At 39.6% G+C, this 20,330-nt stretch carries 15 protein-coding genes; all 15 read left to right on the top strand.

Annotated elements, in window-relative coordinates; genetic code table 11:
* The first annotated feature begins 108 nt into the window (after positions 1 to 108).
* The 15 genes from U859_RS0102980 to U859_RS0102900 all read left to right on the top strand — a co-directional run bounded on the left by U859_RS0102980 (position 109) and on the right by U859_RS0102900 (position 20,175).
* Positions 109 to 1,269 carry an ABC transporter substrate-binding protein gene (locus tag U859_RS0102980; RefSeq protein ID WP_025141955.1) on the top strand — a complete coding sequence of 387 codons (1,161 nt, stop codon included), beginning with the start codon at positions 109 to 111 and terminating at the stop codon, positions 1,267 to 1,269.
* Entirely contained in the window at positions 1,266 to 2,420 is a 1,155-nt protein-coding gene (locus U859_RS0102975; protein ID WP_025141954.1) for a CaiB/BaiF CoA transferase family protein, read from the top strand. The genes U859_RS0102980 and U859_RS0102975 overlap by 4 nt, the downstream gene beginning before the upstream one ends.
* 151 nt (positions 2,421 to 2,571) lie before the next feature.
* A complete protein-coding gene (locus U859_RS0102970; protein WP_025141953.1) occupies positions 2,572 to 3,735 on the top strand; it encodes a CaiB/BaiF CoA transferase family protein in 1,164 nt (387 codons plus the stop codon).
* A complete protein-coding gene (locus U859_RS0102965) occupies positions 3,728 to 4,966 on the top strand; it encodes an extracellular solute-binding protein (RefSeq protein WP_037505193.1) in 1,239 nt (412 codons plus the stop codon). Before U859_RS0102970 ends, U859_RS0102965 begins: the two co-directional genes overlap by 8 nt.
* On the top strand, positions 4,963 to 6,045 hold the full coding sequence (locus U859_RS0102960) for a Gfo/Idh/MocA family protein (protein WP_029985399.1): 1,083 nt from the start codon (positions 4,963 to 4,965) through the stop codon (positions 6,043 to 6,045). The genes U859_RS0102965 and U859_RS0102960 overlap by 4 nt, the downstream gene beginning before the upstream one ends.
* A gap of 73 nt (positions 6,046 to 6,118) precedes the next feature.
* A complete protein-coding gene (locus U859_RS0102955; RefSeq protein ID WP_010603407.1) occupies positions 6,119 to 6,559 on the top strand; it encodes a MaoC/PaaZ C-terminal domain-containing protein in 441 nt (146 codons plus the stop codon).
* Between the two features lie 53 nt (positions 6,560 to 6,612).
* Entirely contained in the window at positions 6,613 to 7,893 is a 1,281-nt protein-coding gene (fucP, locus tag U859_RS0102950) for an L-fucose:H+ symporter permease (RefSeq protein ID WP_025141950.1), read from the top strand.
* Positions 7,893 to 11,312 (top strand): glycosyl hydrolase, encoded by a 3,420-nt coding sequence (locus tag U859_RS0102945; RefSeq protein WP_025141949.1) that lies wholly within the window; start codon positions 7,893 to 7,895, stop codon positions 11,310 to 11,312. Before fucP ends, U859_RS0102945 begins: the two co-directional genes overlap by 1 nt.
* Before the next feature lie 3 nt (positions 11,313 to 11,315).
* Positions 11,316 to 13,340, top strand: a complete 2,025-nt coding sequence (locus tag U859_RS0102940; RefSeq protein ID WP_025141948.1) for a glycoside hydrolase family 127 protein — start codon at positions 11,316 to 11,318, stop codon at positions 13,338 to 13,340.
* Positions 13,341 to 13,507: 167 nt separating this feature from the next.
* Positions 13,508 to 14,935, top strand: coding sequence for a sialate O-acetylesterase (locus U859_RS0102930; protein WP_025141947.1), 1,428 nt, complete (start codon positions 13,508 to 13,510; stop codon positions 14,933 to 14,935).
* 458 nt (positions 14,936 to 15,393) lie between these two features.
* The gene (locus U859_RS0102920; protein ID WP_240183001.1) at positions 15,394 to 17,589 is read left to right on the top strand and encodes a DUF5703 domain-containing protein; all 2,196 of its coding nucleotides are present in this window, start codon (positions 15,394 to 15,396) and stop codon (positions 17,587 to 17,589) included.
* Positions 17,590 to 17,696: 107 nt separating this feature from the next.
* Entirely contained in the window at positions 17,697 to 18,485 is a 789-nt protein-coding gene (locus U859_RS0102915; protein WP_025141944.1) for an SDR family oxidoreductase, read from the top strand.
* A 99-nt stretch (positions 18,486 to 18,584) separates the two neighbouring features.
* Positions 18,585 to 19,601 carry a zinc-binding alcohol dehydrogenase family protein gene (locus U859_RS0102910; RefSeq protein WP_025141943.1) on the top strand — a complete coding sequence of 339 codons (1,017 nt, stop codon included), beginning with the start codon at positions 18,585 to 18,587 and terminating at the stop codon, positions 19,599 to 19,601.
* A 116-nt stretch (positions 19,602 to 19,717) separates the two neighbouring features.
* A complete protein-coding gene (locus U859_RS0102905; protein WP_025141942.1) occupies positions 19,718 to 19,912 on the top strand; it encodes a hypothetical protein in 195 nt (64 codons plus the stop codon).
* Positions 19,900 to 20,175 (top strand): endoribonuclease VapD, encoded by a 276-nt coding sequence (locus tag U859_RS0102900; protein ID WP_025141941.1) that lies wholly within the window; start codon positions 19,900 to 19,902, stop codon positions 20,173 to 20,175. The genes U859_RS0102905 and U859_RS0102900 overlap by 13 nt, the downstream gene beginning before the upstream one ends.
* Positions 20,176 to 20,330 lie beyond the last annotated feature (155 nt).

The raw sequence follows: 20,330 nt of genomic DNA, 5'->3' as shown, positions 1-20,330 counted from the left end.
ATAAGAAACAAGCTCTGCTCAGGCAGTAACTAATGTAAAGGTTCTGTAAGATAGGTCAGGGATTTTTCACTGCGTTCAGAATGACAGAAAAACAAAAGAGAAAATAAAGTGGAGAAGATAATTAACTTAAAAGGAATAACCTGGAACCACAGTCGTGGGCTTTTGCCGATGGTAGCAACAGCACAGCGTTTTTCCGAATTACATCCCAATGTGCACATTACCTGGGAAAAAAGAAGCCTGCAGCAATTTGCCGATTTTTCCATCCAGGAATTGGCAGAGCGTTTTGACCTTTTGGTGATCGATCATCCATGGGCTGGTTTTGCCGCAAAAACAAAATCCATAGTGCCTTTAGATCTTTATCTTTCTGCTGATTATCTAAAAGATCAGGAAGAAAATTCCGTAGGTCAATCTTACGAAAGTTATTTCTATGATGAACACCTCTGGGCTTTACCCATAGATGCAGCAACACCAGTGGCGGCATCGCGACCGGATTTACTCGCCGAAAAAGGATTACAATTGCCAAAATCATTCGAAGATCTACTCGTATTAGCCGATAAAGGTTTAGTTGCTTTTGCAGGCATTCCAATTGATGTGTTAATGAATTTTTATACCCTTTGCTGCTCTTTGGGCGAAGATCCCTGCCAAAATGATAACGAAGTAATTTCAACTGAAATCGGAATAAAAGTTTTGAAAATGTACCGCGAGCTGGCGTCGAAAATTGATAAAGCTAATTTCAGCAGAAACCCGATTCAGATTTATGAAGCCATGACTTTAAGCGATGAAATTGCTTATTGTCCTTTTGCTTATGGCTATTCCAATTACTCGAGAAATGGTTATGCACGCAAAAACCTGCATTTTCACGACATGATTTCTTTAGATGGTAAAACCAACCTGAGAAGTACATTGGGTGGAACAGGTTTAGCCATTTCTGCTAAATGCGAAGCGTTGGAGATTGCTGCCAAATATGTAGAATTTGTGGGTTCACCGGCCTGTCAGTCTACTTTATTTTTCGAAAGCGGCGGTCAGCCAGGGCATTTAGCCGCCTGGAAAAACGAAGAAGTCAACCGCCAGAGTCATAATTATTTTCAAAGTACCTTACCCGCTTTACAAAGAGCATTTCTCCGTCCGCGTTACCATGGCTCCATGTATTTTCAAGATCACGCGGGGGATGTTGTCCGCGATTATTTAATGAATGGAGGCGATGAAATTCAGGTTTTATCAGTCATGAATGAGTTATATCTACAATCTAAAAGTTTAGTGTTATCATGAACAGACCGCTAGAAGGACTTTTGATTTTAGAGTTTTGCCAGTTTTTGGCCGGACCATCTGCAGGCTTAAAACTGGCTGATTTAGGCGCCCGTGTAATCAAAATTGAACGACCTAAAACAGGCGATGCTTGCAGATCTTTATCCATCAAAAATCTTTTTGTAGATGAAGACAGCCTGCTTTTTCATACCATTAACCGGAATAAAGAAAGTTATACTGCCGATTTAAAAAATCCGGAAGATTTAGAAAGGCTTAAGAAATTAATCAGTAAAGCCGATGTGATGACACATAATTTCCGCCCTGGTGTGATGGAGAAAATTGGCCTGGATTATCAAAATGTTCAAAACATCAATCCAAAAATTGTTTACGGTGTGGTAACCGGCTATGGAACTGAAGGTCCGTGGAAAAACAAGCCAGGTCAGGATTTACTGGTACAATCCGTTTCCGGATTAACATTTTTATCCGGTGTTGATGTAGACGGGCCGGTTCCATTCGGACTTTCCGTATCGGATATTATGTGCGGAAACCATTTGGCGCAAGGCATTATGGCCGCTTTAATTAAAAGGGCAAAAACCAATAAAAGTGTTCTGGTTGAAGTGAGTTTGCTTGAATCCATTTTAGATGTACAGTTTGAAGTGCTCACAACATATTTAAATGATGGCGGTAAATTGCCCGATAGAAGCGGAGCAAAAGGCAGCGCTCACGCTTATTTAAGCGCTCCTTATGGCATGTACGAAACCAACGACGGTTATATTGCCATGGCCATGGGCAACCTGCCAAATATCTGCGCGATCATTAATTGCGATATTACTGACCTATATGTAGAAGCTGGTTCAGCCTTCGAAAACCGCGATAAATTAATTGTCCGCCTGGCTGAAACCTTTAAAAAAGAAAATACAAAACATTGGCTTGATCTTTTGGAAAGTCACGGTATCTGGTGCGCAGAAGTACTGAATTATCAAACTGCTACAGCCATGAATACTTATAAAAGCCTGCAGATTGAGCAGGAACTGGATTTAGCTGATGGCAAAAAAATAAAGACAACCGTGAGCCCGATCCGTTTGGATAATCAAAAGTTATTTGCCAGTAAAGCAGCGCCAAAACTGGGTTTTGGAACAGCTGAGGTTAATAAAGAGTTTGAGTTAAGTGAATAAAAAATAATCGTCATTCCCGCGCAGGCGGGAACCCTAATGCCCATCGTATTACGATTCCCAATCAAGTTGGGAATGACGATACGCTAGACTTAACGGATAAATAAAAGAACAATGAGGCATGGTAAACAAGCCTTAATATAATAATAAAATTATGCTACCGCTTGAAGATTATTTAGTTATCGATTTCAGCCAGTTCCTATCGGGACCATCAGCAAGTTTGCGTTTGGCCGATATGGGTGCGCGTGTAATCAAAATCGAGCGTTTGGGTGTAGGCGATATTTGCCGCACGCTCTATACCTCAAACCTGATCATGAACGGCGAATCGTCGGTTTTTCATGCCATCAACAGGAATAAAGAAAGTTTTGAGGTTGATTTAAAACGCGAAGAAGATTGCGAAATGGTACGCGAACTACTTAAAAAAGCAGATGTAATGATCCATAATTTCCGTCCGGGGGTAATGGAACGTTTAGGTTTCGATTATCAATCCGTTTCCGCTTTAAATCCAACCATCATTTATAGCGAAATTTCAGGCTATGGCAACAACACGGAATGGAAAAATAAACCTGGTCAGGATCTACTTTTGCAATCCGTTACCGGTTTAACCTCTTTAACAGGAAATGCCGGTAGCGGCCCTGTGGCAATGGGCTTATCCATTATTGATATGTTGGCAGGCGCACATCTGGCGCAGGGAATCCTTGCTTGTTTATACCGGAAAGCGATAAAAAACGAAGGTGGTTTTGTACAGATCAGCATGATGGAATCTGCTTACGATTTCCAGTTTGAAACCATCACCACTTTTATGAATGATGGCGGATCCTTGCCTCAACGTTCGAAAAAGAATAATGCAAATGCATATTTAGGTGCTCCTTATGGGATTTATCAAACAGAAAACGGATATTTAGCCCTGGCGATGGCTTCCATTCCACAGCTCGGTAATTTGCTTGGTAACGAGAAGTTAGAAGATTATGTTGAGCTCAGTGAAGCATTCAATAAACGTGATGAAATTAAGGCAATTTTGGCTGATCATCTTTTATCGGCAACTACCGAAAAATGGCTTTCCATTTTAGAACCAGCCGATATCTGGTGTGCCGATGTATTAAACTGGAACGCCTTAATGGCCCACGAGGGTTTTAAGGTATTGAAGATGGTTCAGGAAGTTGAAATGATTGATGGTTACAAATATGAAACCACCAGATGCCCGATCCGTATTGATGGAGAATTATTGACTTCATCTGTAGGTTCACCAAAATTGGGACAGGATAATGAAAAAATTATCAAAGAATTTATAACACAGCATACCACTGCAAATGCATAACCAAATAGAAACCTTCAGAATAGCCGTTCGTAAATTTGCACCTTTTGAAGCTGCCATGCAGAAATTCTGGGATCAATATTGTACCATTTCAGGCTGTACACTAAAGTTGGAAATGGTGGTAATGGATTTGCACGAACTTTACGACAGTACCATCACTCAGAAAGGTTTGGCAAAGGGCGATTTTGATATTGCGCACATCAGTACCGATTGGGTTTTGGAAGGCTACTCCGGCAATGATTTTGAAGTTTTAAATCCTTACATCAATAAAAATAAACCCGACGATTTCCCGAGGGGATGGAGCAAATCGCTTTTAGGGCTGCAACGTTTCGGATGGGAAGTAGTGGGTTTGCCCTTTCATGATGGCCCGGAGTGTTTTATCTACAGAAGAGATTTATTCGAAAGTGAAGCTGAAAAGGCTCAATATTTTGCTCAATTCGGCAAAACCTTAACAGTGCCCAAAACCTGGGAAGATTTTCACCAGATTGCCCGTTTTTTCAATCGCCCGGAACAAAATTTGTATGGCAGTATTTTCGCCTGTTATCCCGACGGACACAACACTGTTTTCGATTTCGCTTTGCAATTATGGACTAGGGGCGGGACACTGGTTGATAAAAATGGTTTTATCCAGATCAATACCCAGGCAGCCATTGATGGTTTAAACTTTTACCGTAAAATCGTGAACGATAAAACTGCTGTTCACCCTAAATCGGCCGAATTCGAATCTGTAGCCGCAGGAATCGCCTTTTCACAAGGTGAAGCTGCCATGATGATCAACTGGTTTGGTTTTGCGGCCATGTGCGAAGTAGATGCAAACTCCAAAGTAAAAGGAAAAATTGATGTGGAACGCTTGCCATCCGCTCCAGGTAAAAACTCGGCTTCGCTAAATGTATATTGGCTTTATACCATTGCAAAGGGCAGTAAAAATAAAGCTGTAGCGTATGATTTTTTACGTTTTACCCTGGCTGCTGAACAGGATAAACAGCTCACCTTAGCAGGTGGGATAGGTTGCAGGATTTCGACCTGGAAAAATGAAGAGATCAACCAGATTATTCCTTATTACCATAAATTAGAAGAATTACATGAGGTGGCCAATATGTTGCCACAGAAACAAAACTGGGCTGCTATTGCCGCCATCATCGACCAAATGGTTTTACAGGCCATCAACACCGATGCCGCAACAGAAGAGCTCATTCAGCTTGCACAGAACCAGATTAATGAAATTGACAAATGAGTATTGATATCAAATATAAACCCGAATTACCACAAACCAAACAACCCATCATTATCATTGGTGCAGGAGGAATAGTGGCCGATGCGCATCTTCCAGCGTATAAAATTGCAGGTTTTGAAGTGCATGGTATTGTAAACCGGACCAAAAAGCGGGCACAGAAACTGGCTGATGCTTTTGGCATTCCAAACGTCTACAATTCGGTGGCCGAAGCAGTAAAACTGGCTCCAGCAAATGCAGTTTACGATTTAACGATCATGCCTGAGCAATACATCGAAACCCTGCAACAATTGCCGGATGGAAGTGCAGTATTGATCCAAAAACCCATGGGAGATGATTTTGCACAGGCAAAGCAAATCCTTGAGTTATGCAGGGCAAAGAAGTTTAAAGCCGCCATTAACTTTCAGTTACGTTTCGCACCTTTTGTAAGCGCTGCAAAGTACCTCATTGATCATGGTTTAATTGGCGAATTATACGATATGGAAGTTCGGGTGACGATTAAAACACCCTGGGAAATCTTCCCGCATGTAATTATTCATCCGCGCTTAGAAATTCAGTACCATAGCATCCATTATGTCGATTTGATCCGCTCATTTTTGGGTAATCCGAGGAGTATTCTGGCAAAAACCTTAAAACATCCCGCGAAAAGTTTGTCTTCATCACGTTCTACCATTTTATTCGATTATGGCGATACCATGCATGCGGTAATCAATACTAACCACGACCATGATTTCGGTCCGAAACACCAGGAAAGTTACATCAAATGGGAAGGAACAAAAGGTGCTATTGTAGCTAAAATCGGTTTATTGATGGATTATCCGCATGGAGTACCTGATGTATTTGAATACTGCATAGTAGAAGATGGCAAAACTCCAGAATGGCGGACAGTTAAATTAGATGGCTCCTGGTTTCCGGAGGCTTTTATTGGCACCATGGCCAATTTAATGCGTTATAATGAAGGTTCAACAGATGTGTTGCATACCAGTGTTGAAGATGTGATCCAAACCATGGTCGTTGTAGAAAGTGCCTATCAATCGAGCGATATTGGTGGGGTTAAAGTTAAAGAGAAATTAAATAGTTAATCACTAGATCGTCCTAGTTTGTAACGAGGATGTAAGAGAAAAGCGATTGTATCGCTTATAGAAAAATAAAATTATGTATTTCAAATCAACATTTTTTGAAGATTACCAATTACAGGATAAACGTGTAACCTTAGGTCGGACCATAACCGAAACCGATTTTGTGGTTCATGCTGGTCATACCGGCGATTTCTTCCCTCATCACATGGATGCAGAATGGTGTGCAACACAACCTTTTAAACAACGTATTGCCCACGGAACCATGATTTTTAGCATTGGTATCGGTTTAACCGCATCAGAAATTAATCCGGAAGCCATGAGCAAAGGTTATGATAAATTACGCTTTGTAAAACCGGTTTTCATTGGCGATACCATCCACTCCGAAATCACCATTTCAGAAAAAGGAGAGAGCAAAAGACCTGAATATGGCACCGTAACCGAACACGTAGAAATCATCAACCAACATGGAGAAGTGGTATTGGTCTGCGACCACCTGCTTGTTGTAAAGAAAAAATAAATTAACATTCATCTTATGCCCCCTCCAGGGGATTTAGGAGTAAACCAAATATAATGAACCACAACACACAACCAGAAATTATAATACAGGGTGATCAATCATCGGGCAGAAAATACCTCATACCATTTATCTTCGTCATCAGTCTGTTTTTCCTTTGGGGAATGGCGCATAACCTCGATTCAAGTTTAATTCCACATTTACGGAAAGCTTTTAACTTAAGTAATCTCGAATCGATGTTTATTGATACATCGATTTTCTTAGCGTATTTTATAATGGCAATCCCAGCTGGAATTATCCTTAAGAAATGGGGGTATAAAACCACAATGATTGTGGGGCTATTAGTATTTGCATTTGGAGCATTTTTATTTGTTCCAGCTGCAAATAACCTTTCGTATTTCACCTTTTTAATTGCATTATTTATCATTGGATGTGGTTTGGCTACTTTAGAAACCTCAGCCAATCCTTATGCAGCTGTTCTTGGTGATCCGGCAAAAGCAGCAACTCGCTTAAATTTAGCAGCTTCTTTTAATGGCTTGGCAGCTGCCGTGGCTGGTTTTATTGGTACCCGTTATATTCTATCAGGCAAAACCTATACTAAAGATGAGTTAGCTAATATGACAGAGGTGGTACGCCTTACAGAAGCATCATCTGTAAAAATGCCCTATATTATTTTAGGAACAGTTTTAGTTTTAATTGCTATAGCCTTTTGCTTTATTAAATTTCCCGAAATCAAAACAAAAAGTGTTGATGGTGAAGCTAAGGGTAGCTTTTTAGGATCTCTAAAACATAAGCATTTGAGATGGGCCGTTATTGCACAATTTTTTTATGTAGGTGCCCAGGTATGTGTTACGAGTTCATTTATTCGTGCAGCGCAACAAGGCGCTGGTTTTGATGAAAGAACCGCAGGCATTTATTTATTTATCTATGGTATACTCTTTACAGTCGGTCGCTTTGTAGGCACAGCCTTATTGGCTTATGTAAAATCACCTAAGTTGTTGTCTATTTACGCCTGTGTGGCCATCGTCTTATGTTTAATTGCGATAACAGTTAAAGGTCCTATTGTAGTGTATGCACTAGGTGGTTTAGGTTTTTTCATGTCGATCATGTTTCCAACAATATTTGCATTGGGCATAGAAGGTATTGGTGACGATACCAAACCAGGTTCCTCATGGTTGATTATGTCTATAATTGGGGGTTCGGTGGTTCCATTGACAATGGGCGCTGTAATAGATGCAAGTAACGACAATGTACAAATCGGCTATATCATTCCATTAATATGTTTTTTGATTATCCTTTATTTTGGCTTACGGGGTTATAAAATCGCACATAAATAATGATCATTTCTAAAAATATCAGGGTTTTATGCTTCATACTGATCAGTCTTCACTTTTCAGCAAACCTTTTCGCGCAACAAAATGAAAATGCAAAACCCTGGGTATTTTGGTATTGGGTTAAAGGAGCAGTTTCAAAAGCCGGCATTACCGCTGATCTGGAAGCCATGAAATCAAATGGTATTGGAGGTGCATATTTAATGAGCATTCAAGGTCCTGATAAAGTACCAGCTTATTCACCATCTGCAGTTCAACTTACACCAGAATGGTGGAAAATGGTTGAATTTGCCATGAGTGAAGCCAAACGTTTAAACCTGAAACTGGGCATGCACGTAAGTGATGGTTTTGCTTTAGCAGGTGGCCCATGGATAACGCCGGAACTTTCCATGCAGAAAGTGGTTTGGTCAAAAATAAATATCAGTAATACAGATAATAAGATCAACTTACCTCAACCAGAATCGAACGAAAATTATTATAAAGATATTGCCGTTTACGCTTACCCTTCACCAATTGGCGAAAGCATTTCAACACGAACTGTTATTCCTAAAATTACAGCAAGTAATGGAGCCGATGCCACAGGTTTAGTGCAACAAGGTAATAAGAAAAACTTCGGTTCAAATGAACCTTGTTACGTTCAATACGAATTCGAAAAACCTTTCACCTGCAGAACAGTCACCATTAAAGTCAGTGGAAATAACTATCAGGCACAACGTTTAGCTATTGAGGTGAGCGATGATGGTAAAGTTTTCCGCTCCGTAGGCAGGTTGGAAGCCCCGCGACATGGATGGCAGGATACCGATGAAGATGTAACGCATTCAATTGTAACCACCACAGCAAAATTTTTCAGGTTTGTTTATGATAAAAAGGGTTCGGAGCCAGGTTCAGAGGATCTGGATGCAGCCAAATGGAAACCTTCTTTAAAATTGGTAAATCTGGAGTTATCTTCTGAAGCACAGATTAACCAGTTCGAAGGCAAGAATGGTTCAGTTTGGCGAATCAGCAAAAGAAGCACCGAAGCTGAAATTGCTAAAAATCTTTGTGTGCCATTGAATAAGATCATTAATCTAACCAACAAATTAAATCCGGACGGAACCTTAAACTGGAAAGCACCAAAAGGCAACTGGACCATTCTGAGAATAGGCCATACTTCAACCGGGCATACCAACGCAACAGGTGGTGGTGGAAAGGGTTTAGAATGCGACAAATTCAATCCCGAAGCGGTAAAACTACAATTCAACAATTGGTATGGAGAAGCTTTAAAACATGGCGGACCCGAAATTGCAAAGAAAGTTTTAAGCGTTTTCCATGTAGATAGTTGGGAATGCGGCAGTCAGAATTGGTCGCCGGTGTTTAAAGCCGAGTTTTTAAAACGCAGGGGTTACGATTTAACGCCCTATCTGCCCATCATGACCGGTTTGCCTATAGAAAATGCTTCAGTTTCTGAAAATTTCCTTTATGATGTCAGAAAAACCATCTCTGAATTGGTTGTCGATCAATTTTATAAAACCCTGGCAAAACTGGCAAAGGAGCAGGGCGTAACTTTTACCGCAGAAAGCATTGCACCAACCATGATGAGTGATGGATTGATGCATTACAAAACAGTTGATGTACCCATGGGCGAGTTTTGGTTAAACAGCCCGACACACGACAAACCGAATGATATGCTAGATGCTATTTCCGGAGCACATATTTATGGTAAAAACATTATCCAGGCCGAGGCTTTTACCACGGTCCGAATGGACTGGAATGAAAGTCCGGCCAATATGAAAACCCTGCAGGATCGAAATTATGCCCTTGGGATCAATAAACTCGTCTATCATGTTTTTACACACAATCCATGGACGGATAGGAAACCTGGAATGACCCTAGACGGTATAGGTTTATATTTCCAGCGTGACCAAACCTGGTGGAAGGCCGGAAAAGCATGGATAGATTATGCTGAAAGAACGCAGAACTTGCTACAACAAGGAAAACCTGTTGTAGATATCGCCGTTTTTACTGGTGAAGAATTACCACGCCGTTCAGTTTTGCCTGACCGATTAGTTGAAACCCTACCAGGTATTTTTGGTGCTAATGTGGTAGAAGCTGAAAAAAAACGCCTGGCAAATGTTGGAGAGCCATTGCGGCAGATTCCGGCAGGAGTTACCCATTCTGCAAACATGGCCGATCCCGAAAATTGGGTGAATCCTCTGCGTGGTTATGCTTATGATAGTTTTAATCCCGATGTTCTAAAAACAGCCATCGTTAAAGATGGAAATGTGGTGTTCGAAAGTGGTGCAACATATAAAGTTTTGGTGATACCGGGCAATATGAAAATGAACCCGAATTACCAGTACATGAGCTACGAAGTAGTTAAAAAACTTTCGGAACTGACTAAGGCAGGAGCTAAAGTGATTATTGGAGATAAGCCGCTATATCAATCTGGAATTAAGCAGGTTAATCAGGCAGTATTTCATAAGGCTGTCCAAGAAATATGGGATGGAGCTTTTGTTGAATTACCTAACGGTCCACATCCACTTTGGACAAAATTTTTGAAAATTGGTTCTATAGTAAAAGCACCACTTTATATTGAAAGTTTTAGTAAAATTGGGCTTGGACCAGATTTAGATATACGAGAAACTCCTACAGATTCATTATTCTTATTTGCCAAAAATATTGCTTTCACTCATAGGAAATCTGAAGCAAAAGATATTTACTTTATTTCGAATCAAGAAAATTTAGAACGTCAAATTTATTTTACTTCACGTATAAAGAATAGAATTCCAATTATATACGATGCAGTTTCAAATCAAACTAAATCCCTAAGTAAATGGTTTGCTTGGAGTGGAGGAACAAGTTTTGAATTAAAGCTCGCTGCAAATCAATCCATATTTTTAATTTTCGACAAACCAACAAACGAAACTCAATTAGACAAAGGAAACAACTGGTCCAATTTTAGATCTATTCAGGATATTTCTCAATCCTGGCAGGCAAAATTCGATACATCTTATGGAGGACCATCAAAGCCAGTAACTTTTAACGATTTAACCGATTGGACAACAAACACGGATAGTTTGGTTAAATATTATTCCGGAACAGCTGTTTACACCAAAACGTTCAATTTCAATGGAAATCCGAATGATAAAACATGGATTGATTTAGGCCAATTTTACAGTATTGCTGAAGTAAAAATCAATGGCATCAACTGTGGCACCTTATGGACTGCACCACACCGATTGGATATCAGCAAAGCCATAAAACAGGGCGATAACAAAATAGAAATCGAAGTTACCAATACTTGGGCTAACCGTTTAATCGGCGATAGTAAATTACCAGAAGATAAGAGGGTTACTAAAACTACCACACCTTTCCGTTTGGAAGGAAAATCATTAAATCCTGCTGGATTATTGGGCCCGGTGTTGATTCAAGTGGAAGAAAAATAAGATATGAAAGCATTAAAAAATAGCGTATTTATAACATTGTGTTTCACCTCGCTCTGCGTGCAGGCACAAGATAAGGCTTTGGTCAATACATCAAATTCTCCTTACGCGAAATTGCACAGCATCAATATGGCAGATGTAACCTGGACAAAAGGTTTTTGGGCCGACCGTTTCAAAGTAGCAACAGAAACCATGGTGCCCAATATGTGGGCCATTTATAATGATCCGAAAATCAGTCATGCTTTTGAAAATTTCAAAATTGCCGCAGGATTAGATACCGGATCACACGCAGGTCCCTCGTTTCATGATGGCGATTATTACAAGACTTTAGAGGCCGTGGCCGTTTTATATGCCTCAACGAAAAATCCAAAGCTGAACGAAATGATGGATAAGGCCATTGTGGTGATTGGGAAATCGCAACGCGAAGATGGTTATATCTATACTAAAGCAATGATTGAGCAGCGTAAAACAGGCTCTAAAAACCAGTTTCAAGATCGTTTAAGCTTCGAATCATATAATATTGGCCATTTAATGACGGCAGGCTGCATCCATTACCGTGCAACAGGAAAAATGACACTGCTTAACATTGCTAAAAAGGCAACCGATTATTTATATAATTTCTATAAATCGGCATCACCAACTTTGGCAAGAAATGCAATATGTCCTTCACATTACATGGGTGTGGTAGAAATGTACCGTACCACTAAAGATCCTCGTTATTTAGAACTGGCGCAGCATTTAATTGCGATTAAAGGAAAAATTGATGATGGCACAGATGACAACCAGGATCGGATTCCTTTTTTGCAGCAAACCAAAGCCATGGGCCATGCCGTACGCGCAAACTACCTTTATGCCGGCGTAGCTGATTTATATGCCGAAACGGGTAAGGATTCGCTTTTAAATACTTTAAATTTAATGTGGGATGATGTCAATCAGCATAAAATGTACATCACGGGAGGCTGTGGTTCACTTTACGATGGCACTTCTCCCGATGGAACGTCATATAATCCGGCCGACGTGCAGAAAATCCACCAGGCTTTCGGTCGTGATTTTCAATTGCCAAATTTTACTGCACATAACGAAACCTGTGCCAACATCGGTAACGTACTTTGGAACTGGCGCATGTTGCAGATTACGGGCGATGCCAAATATGCTGATGTAATGGAACTGGCTTTGTACAACAGCGTTTTGTCTGGAATTAGTTTGGATGGAAAGAACTTTTTGTACACCAATCCACTGGCCCAATCAGACGATTTACCTTTTAAACAACGCTGGTCGAAAGATAGGGTACCTTACATCGCATTATCCAATTGTTGTCCGCCAAATGTGGTGAGGACAATCGCAGAAGTAAGTAATTACGCTTATACTACTTCAGATAAAGGATTGTGGTTCAATTTATATGGCGGCAATAACTTAAGTACTACATTAACTAACGGTCAGAAAATTTCTTTATCCCAGGAAACCAATTACCCCTGGGATGGGAAGATCAAAATCAATATTAAAGAAATAGGAAATAAAGCTTATTCATTATTTTTAAGAATCCCGTCATGGACGCATGATGCACAGATCACCATTAATGGAAAAACTGAAAATATTAAAGCCATTTCCGGAACTTATGCAGAAATCAGCCGCGTTTGGAAAAAGGGCGATGTGGTGGAACTAAATCTCCCAATGGAAGCTACTTTGATTGAAGCTAATCCACTGGTTGAAGAAAACAAAAACCAGGTAGCCGTAAAACGCGGACCGATTGTTTACTGCTTGGAATCAACTGATTTACCTGGTAAAAGTATTTTTAATGCTTTTATTCCGGCTTCAACCAAATTTGAAGTTAAACCCATTAATATCGACGGGGCTGCAATGATGAGTTTAGTAGGAAATGCAAAAATCATAGCGCCAAACAACTGGAAAAATGTATTGTACAGGCCCATAGATAATGAAAATGCAGCCACTGAAATAAAACTGGTACCATACTTTGCCTGGGGAAACCGGGGCCACTCTGAAATGTCGGTTTGGTTACCAGTGAGTAGATGATGTAATAGGGGGCGTCATTCCCAACCCGATAGCTATCGGGTTGATTGGGAATCCTAATGCCTTGGTAGGGGCTGTAGGTTGCATTAAGATTAGCTTCGCTGAGCCCTGCGTGGTTCCCGCCTGCGCGGGAATGACGATCATTTTATAAAGAAATAAAGAAAAAACAAATGAAACTAAAACTCATCATATTCTTAAACCTAACCTGTTGCTTTATAGCATCTGCAACAGTTAAACCTGCATCGATTTTTACCGATCACATGGTGTTACAGCAACAAAGCAATGTTGCAATATGGGGCTGGACCAAGCCTTCTACCAAAGTAAAAGTCAATACCTCCTGGAACAAACAGAACTACACGATTACATCTGATCAGGCGGGTAAATGGAAAGTAAAAGTTGCTACACCATCAGCCGGTGGCCCCTATAATATTGAATTAAATGATGGAGAGAAACTCGTTTTAACCGATATCCTGATTGGAGAAGTTTGGTTCTGTGGTGGCCAATCAAACATGGAAATGCCCATGAAAGGCTTTAAAAGTCAGCCTATAATTGGTTCAAATGAAGCAATTTTAAAATCAACCAATAGAGACATCAGGCTTTATACTGTTCCTCGTTCTTCCATCACCGAACGACAAGAAAACAGCAAACCTTCACAATGGAAATTAGCTGCGCCTGAAACCGTTTCGAATTTCAGTGCTACTGCCTATTATTTTGGTTCGTTATTAAGCGAAATGTTACATGTTCCTATCGGGATCATCAACAATAGTTATGGCGGTTCTACAATCGAGGCCTGGATGTCGCCAGAAGATTTAAAAGCATTCCCTGAGGTTAAAATCCCTTCAAAAACAGACACCATAAAAGAAGTAAGCAGAACACCCACAACTTTATACAATGGTATGCTTTATCCGGTAATCGGCTATGGCATCAAAGGTGCCATCTGGTATCAGGGAGAATCGAATTACGAACGCCCAGACCGCTACGAAAATTTATTCCCTGCAATGGTTTCATCCTGGAGAAAAAACTGGGATAATGGAGAGTTTCCATTTTATTACGCACAGATAGCGCCTTATAATTACGCCCAATTGCCACCTTATCACGTAGGAGGTAAATTCAATTCAGCCTTTTTAAGAGATGCGCAACGCAAATCCTTAACTAAAATTCCAAATTCGGGGATGGCAGTTTTAATGGATATTGGGGAGGAAAAATCAATCCATCCCGCCAACAAAAAACAGGGCGGAACACGTTTAGCTTACCTGGCATTGGCCCAAACTTACGGCATAAAAGGTTTTGGCGCATTAAGTCCAACCTATGATTCTTTCACGGTCGATAAAAATAAAGCGGTAATCAAGTTTCAAAATGTAGCAAATGGATTAACTTCATTCGGGAAAGAACTGGTCTTATTCGAAGTAGCTGGGGCTGATCATAAATTTTACTCCGCAAAAGCAACTATAACTGGTAGTATCATTACCGTTTCAGCAGAGCAGGTTAAGGTACCGGTAGCTGTTCGTTATGCCTTTAAAGATTTTGTAACCGGCGATTTATTTGGGAACGATGGTTTACCCGTTTCCTCTTTCCGCACCGATGATTGGGATAACTAATGATGATTTTAACCACAAAGGCACAAAGAGCACGAAGTATTTTATTTAGGAACTTAAATGTTCTTACATGTCTTATATGGTCAAAATTTTTGAATCATGCCTCAGGTGTGCTCAGGTGCCTTAGGTGGTCAAATGCCACATGCCAAAAAATATTAACCACAAAGGCACAAATCGCAAAAAGTATTTTATGTAGGAACTTAAATGTTCTTACATGTCTTATATCGTCAAAATTATTGAACCATGCCTCAGGTGTGCTCAGGTGCCTTAGGTGGTCAAATACCATACACCAAAAAAGAATAACCACAAAGACACAAAGCACACTAAGTATTTCATTTAAGAACTTAAATGTTCTTAAATTCCTTAAATGGTCAAAAAACCTTAACCTTTTCTTTGTGCTCTTCGTGTCTTCGTGGTACATACAATCAAATGCTTTTTGCCAGCAAAAATCCCCACCTAATGTGGTTTGGAACGCCCAAAGCCTTAATTCTTCAGAGTCGATGCCCGTTGGTGGTGGCGATATCGGCCTTAACCTTTGGGTAGAAAATGGTAATGTTTACCTCTACCTATCCAAAAGTGGTACCTTCGACGAGAACAATACCTTACTCAAATTAGGTCGTGTAAAACTCAAATTATCCCCAAATCCTTTCTTAGGAAAAACATTCAAACAAGAACTCATCTTAGAAGATGGTTATGCTCAAATTTCAGGTGCAAACGGTAATTTAAATACTAAAATCAAGGTTTGGGTAGATGTTTTCAATCCTGTTATTCATTTGGACATTAAATCCAGTCAAAAAATCACAACAGAAGCCAGTTACGAAAGCTGGCGTTTTGAAGACCACATCACTAAAGGTAAAGAGAACAACCAAAACTCATATAAATGGGCACCTCAGGGCACTGTAAAAACCTTCAAAGATGAAATTGCTTTTAAAAACAATTCCGTTCAATTTTACCATCAAAATAAACCTGAAACCGTATTCGATATTACAGTAAAACAACAAGGTCTTGATGACAGGAAGGCCGAATTATTCAATCCTTTAAAAGATCTGATTTTTGGTGGAAAAATGCAAGGTGATAATTTGATTCCGGCAGGGAATTATAATGGAATCTATCTAAGTACACCATTTAAAGCCTGGACCTTAAAAAGTAAAAAGCCATCAAATGCTACCAATATCACCATTACATTAAATACTGTTACAGCAACCTCTGCAAAGCAATGGGAGCAAAGCTTAAATGTTATAAACAACAAAAATAGCCAGAAAGCAAGTATAAAATGGTGGAATAACTACTGGAAAAGAAGTTTCATTTATATTAATGCTAAAGATGAATCTGCTAATCAATCGGCTAAAAATTATCAGCTATTCAGGTACATGTTGGGTTGCAATGCCTTTGGGAAATATCCTACAAAATTCAACGGTGGCCTATTCACTTTCGATCCACAACTTACCGATACCGCTTTAAAATACACACCTGATTTCAGGAACTGGGGAGGCGGAACACATACCGCCCAAAACCAGCGTTTGGTTTATTGGCCGATGTTAAAAAGTGGTGATTTTGAAATGATGAAGCCCCAGTTCGATTTCTACCTGAATTTGTTAAAAAATGCTGAAATCAGAACGGAATCTGCCTGGAAACATAAAGGAGCCAGTTTTACCGAACAATTAGAAAATTTTGGATTACCAAATCCTGCCGAATATGGCTGGAAACGGCCTGTTGATTTTAACAAAGGCATGGAGTATAACGCCTGGCTGGAATACGAATGGGATACCGTTTTAGAATTTTGTATGATGATTTTGGAAACAGAAAGATATAATGGCAATCACATCGAAAAATATCTTCCATTGATTGAAAGTTCTTTGACATTTTTTAAAGAGCATTATAATTATTTGGCCAAACAACGCGGAGCAAAAGCTTTAGATGCCAATGGACATTTGGTTTTGTATCCAGGCTCTGGTGCCGAAACTTATAAAATGGCCTATAACTCCACCTCAACCATTGCAGCTTTAAAAACCGTTTTGGAAAGACTTCTGGAGCAGCCCAATTTATCTGAAAAGCAAAAGGCAGAATGGTCTGCAATGCTAAAAACCATTCCACCAATTAGTTTTAGGGTATTCGACGGCCACACAACAATTGCTCCGGCAAAACTTTGGGAACGCATTAACAATACAGAAAGCCCACAGTTGTATCCGGTATATCCCTGGGGAATTTATGGCGTTGGAAAGCCCGCTTTGGATACGGCTATCAATACTTTTAAATATGATACGGATGTATTGAAATTCCGCAGTTATGTAGGCTGGAAGCAGGATAATATTTTCGCAGCCAGATTGGGCTTAACCGAAGAGGCGGCAAAATTAACCACAGCAAAATTAAAAGACTCTGGAAGGAGATTCTCAGCCTTCTGGGGACCAGGTTTTGATTGGGTGCCAGACCACAATTGGGGCGGATCAGGTATGATCGGTTTGCAGGAAATGCTACTGCAGGTAGATGGTAAAAAAATTTACCTTTTTCCTGCATGGCCTAAAGATTGGGATGTGCATTTCAAACTTTATGCGCCTTACCAAACCACTGTTGAAGGACAATTAAAGAATGGAAAATTAATAGATTTGAAGGTATTACCAGCATCAAGAAAAGCAGATATTAAAATAATGATTAACTAAGAGGCGTCGTCTTCCTGAACCTGTTTCAGGAATCTAACTAGCAATAAAGATGCTGATCCCGAAACTTCGGGACAGCATGACGAACGCTTTAAAATAATTAAAAAACTATGGATTTACAGTTAAAAGAAAAAGTTATTATCATCACTGGTGCTGCAAAAGGCATTGGTAGGAGCATTGCAGAAGTATTTGCTAAAGAAGACGCCATCGCTGTTATTGTTGGCAGAAAAGCAGAAGATAACCAAAAAGTGGTTGATGAAATTATTGCTCAGGGCAAACAAGCAGAACAATTTGTTGCAGAACTTTCCAATCCAGATGATTGCGGAAAAGTAATTAAAGAAATCGTTGCTAAATTTGGACGAATTGATGGTTTAGTAAACAATGCAGGCGTTAATGATGGGGTAGGTTTAGAAGGTGGAAATTACCAAGATTTCATGGCTTCGTTACATAAAAATGTAGTGCATTATTATTTAATGGCGCACCATGCCTTACCAGAATTGATTAAAAGTAAAGGTGCAATTGTAAATATCACTTCCAAAACAGCTGAAACCGGACAGGGAAACACTTCTGCCTACGCTGCAGCAAATGGTGGTAGAAATGCTTTAACCCGCGAGTGGGCAGTAGAATTGCTAAAATATGGGATCCGTGTGAATGCAGTGGTTGTTGCCGAATGCTGGACTCCTGCTTATGAAACCTGGATAGAGACTTTAGACAATGCGGAAGAAAAACTGAAAGAAATCACCTCCAAAATTCCACTGGAAAACAGAATGACAACTGCAGAAGAAATTGCAAACATGACTGCTTTTTTAATGTCCAATAAATCGAGCCATACCACCGGACAGATTATTCATGTTGATGGAGGCTACGTGCATTTAGATAGAGCATTAGCGAACGCATAATCAATTTTCAGTTTACAATTCGCAATTGACAGTTAACCTTAGTCAGTTTTCAGCTTACAGTTAACCGATTAACCAATTTATACAATTAACCAATAACAAATGAAAACCCTTACCTGTACAACACCGGGAACTTTTGAATATTCGGAAACAGAAAAACCTGAACTAAAAAAAGATCACGCCATTATCAAAATTAAACGGATCGGGATCTGCGGAACCGATTTGCATGCTTTTGAAGGCACTCAACCCTTTTTTAATTATCCCCGTGTTTTAGGACACGAACTTTCTGGCGAGCTGGTGGAAGCCGATGGAGCTGAAGGTTTTAAAATAGGAGAGTCTGTTACTTTTATTCCTTATTTTAATTGTGGTGAATGTATTGCCTGCCGCATGAGCAAGCCCAATTGCTGTGTAAAAATGCAGGTTTGTGGTGTACACGTTGATGGCGGGATGCGAGAATACCTACAGGTTCCATCAAGAACGCTTTTAAATGGCGAAGGGCTAAGTTACGATGAACTTGCCTTAGTAGAACCTTTGGCCATCGGGGCGCACGGGGTTAGAAGGGCAGCTGTTCAGCCCGGAGAATTTGTACTCGTTATTGGCGCCGGACCAATTGGATTAGGCACCATGGAGTTTGCTCGGATTGCTGGAGCCAACGTAATTGCACTAGATATTAATGACGACCGTTTGGCATTCTGTAAAGATAAATTGAAAGTGTCCTATATGGTTAACGCGCTTTCAGCTGATGTGGTTCAGCAACTGAGTGATATTACAAATGGCGATATGCCAACTGTTGTAATTGATGCTACAGGCAATCAAAAAGCAATCAATAATGCCATCAACTACATGGCCCATGGTGCAAGGTTCGTTTTAATAGGATTACAAAAAGGCGATTTAATCTTTAACCATCCTGAGTTTCATAAAAGAGAATCGACCTTAATGAGCAGCAGAAATGCCACGATTGAAGATTTTGAACATGTAATTAAATCAATGAAAGCAGGTTTGGTTAATCCTACTAATTATATTACCCATCAGGTTAAGTTCGATGAGGTGAAAGATGAGTTTGAAAGTTGGCTTAATCCGAAAAATGGGGTGATAAAAGCGATGGTGAGTATAGAATAATCGTCAAGCTGAAACTATGATCGAGGGATCGTCATTGCGAAGCAAATTTATCATTAAAATAATATAGCTATAAAATACTTATATTTGTAATCATTAGCTTAAATAATAAATCTGTTATGAAAATAGGCGATAAAGTTTCAATTTCTCCACAAGTAACCGATAGGACTGAGTGGATTGATGGGATTATAATAGAAATAGAAAAAAATCCATTTGCAGGTATTGTTATCACTGCAAAATCAGATGATGGTGAAGTTTTTTTTGAGAAAGAAGATCTTTTTAGATTTTTAGGTGAGGAAGCATGTACGCATTAAGCTTTGATATGACCATATCTGATTTAAAAAAAGAATATGGTGAAAAATATCATAGTGCCTATGCTGAAATAAAAAGTCATTTGAATAATAGCGGCTTCTATTGGATTCAGGGAAGTACCTATGTTACGGAAGAAAATTTAACCGCAGTTTATAAAGCCATTCATATTCTATCAAACATTGATTGGTTCAAGAAGTCTGTAAGAGATATTAGGGCATTTAAAGTCGAGGATTTTTCTGATTTTACTTCTATTGTTAAAGGATAGCTGTTTTTTTTCTGCCTGAATAAAATACTCTGCACTTATTTCCAATCAAGATGCTTGAATACAACAATTTTATAGTCAATGATAATTTACAAATAGATACAGAAACAAGTTCAGCATGACGATCGCGTTTAAAAAAAGCCGATAATCCTAAAATT

The organism is Pedobacter jeongneungensis (assembly GCF_000633455.1).
GTDB lineage: Bacteria > Bacteroidota > Bacteroidia > Sphingobacteriales > Sphingobacteriaceae > Pedobacter > Pedobacter jeongneungensis_A.
This window is presented reverse-complemented; position numbering and strand designations above follow the sequence as displayed.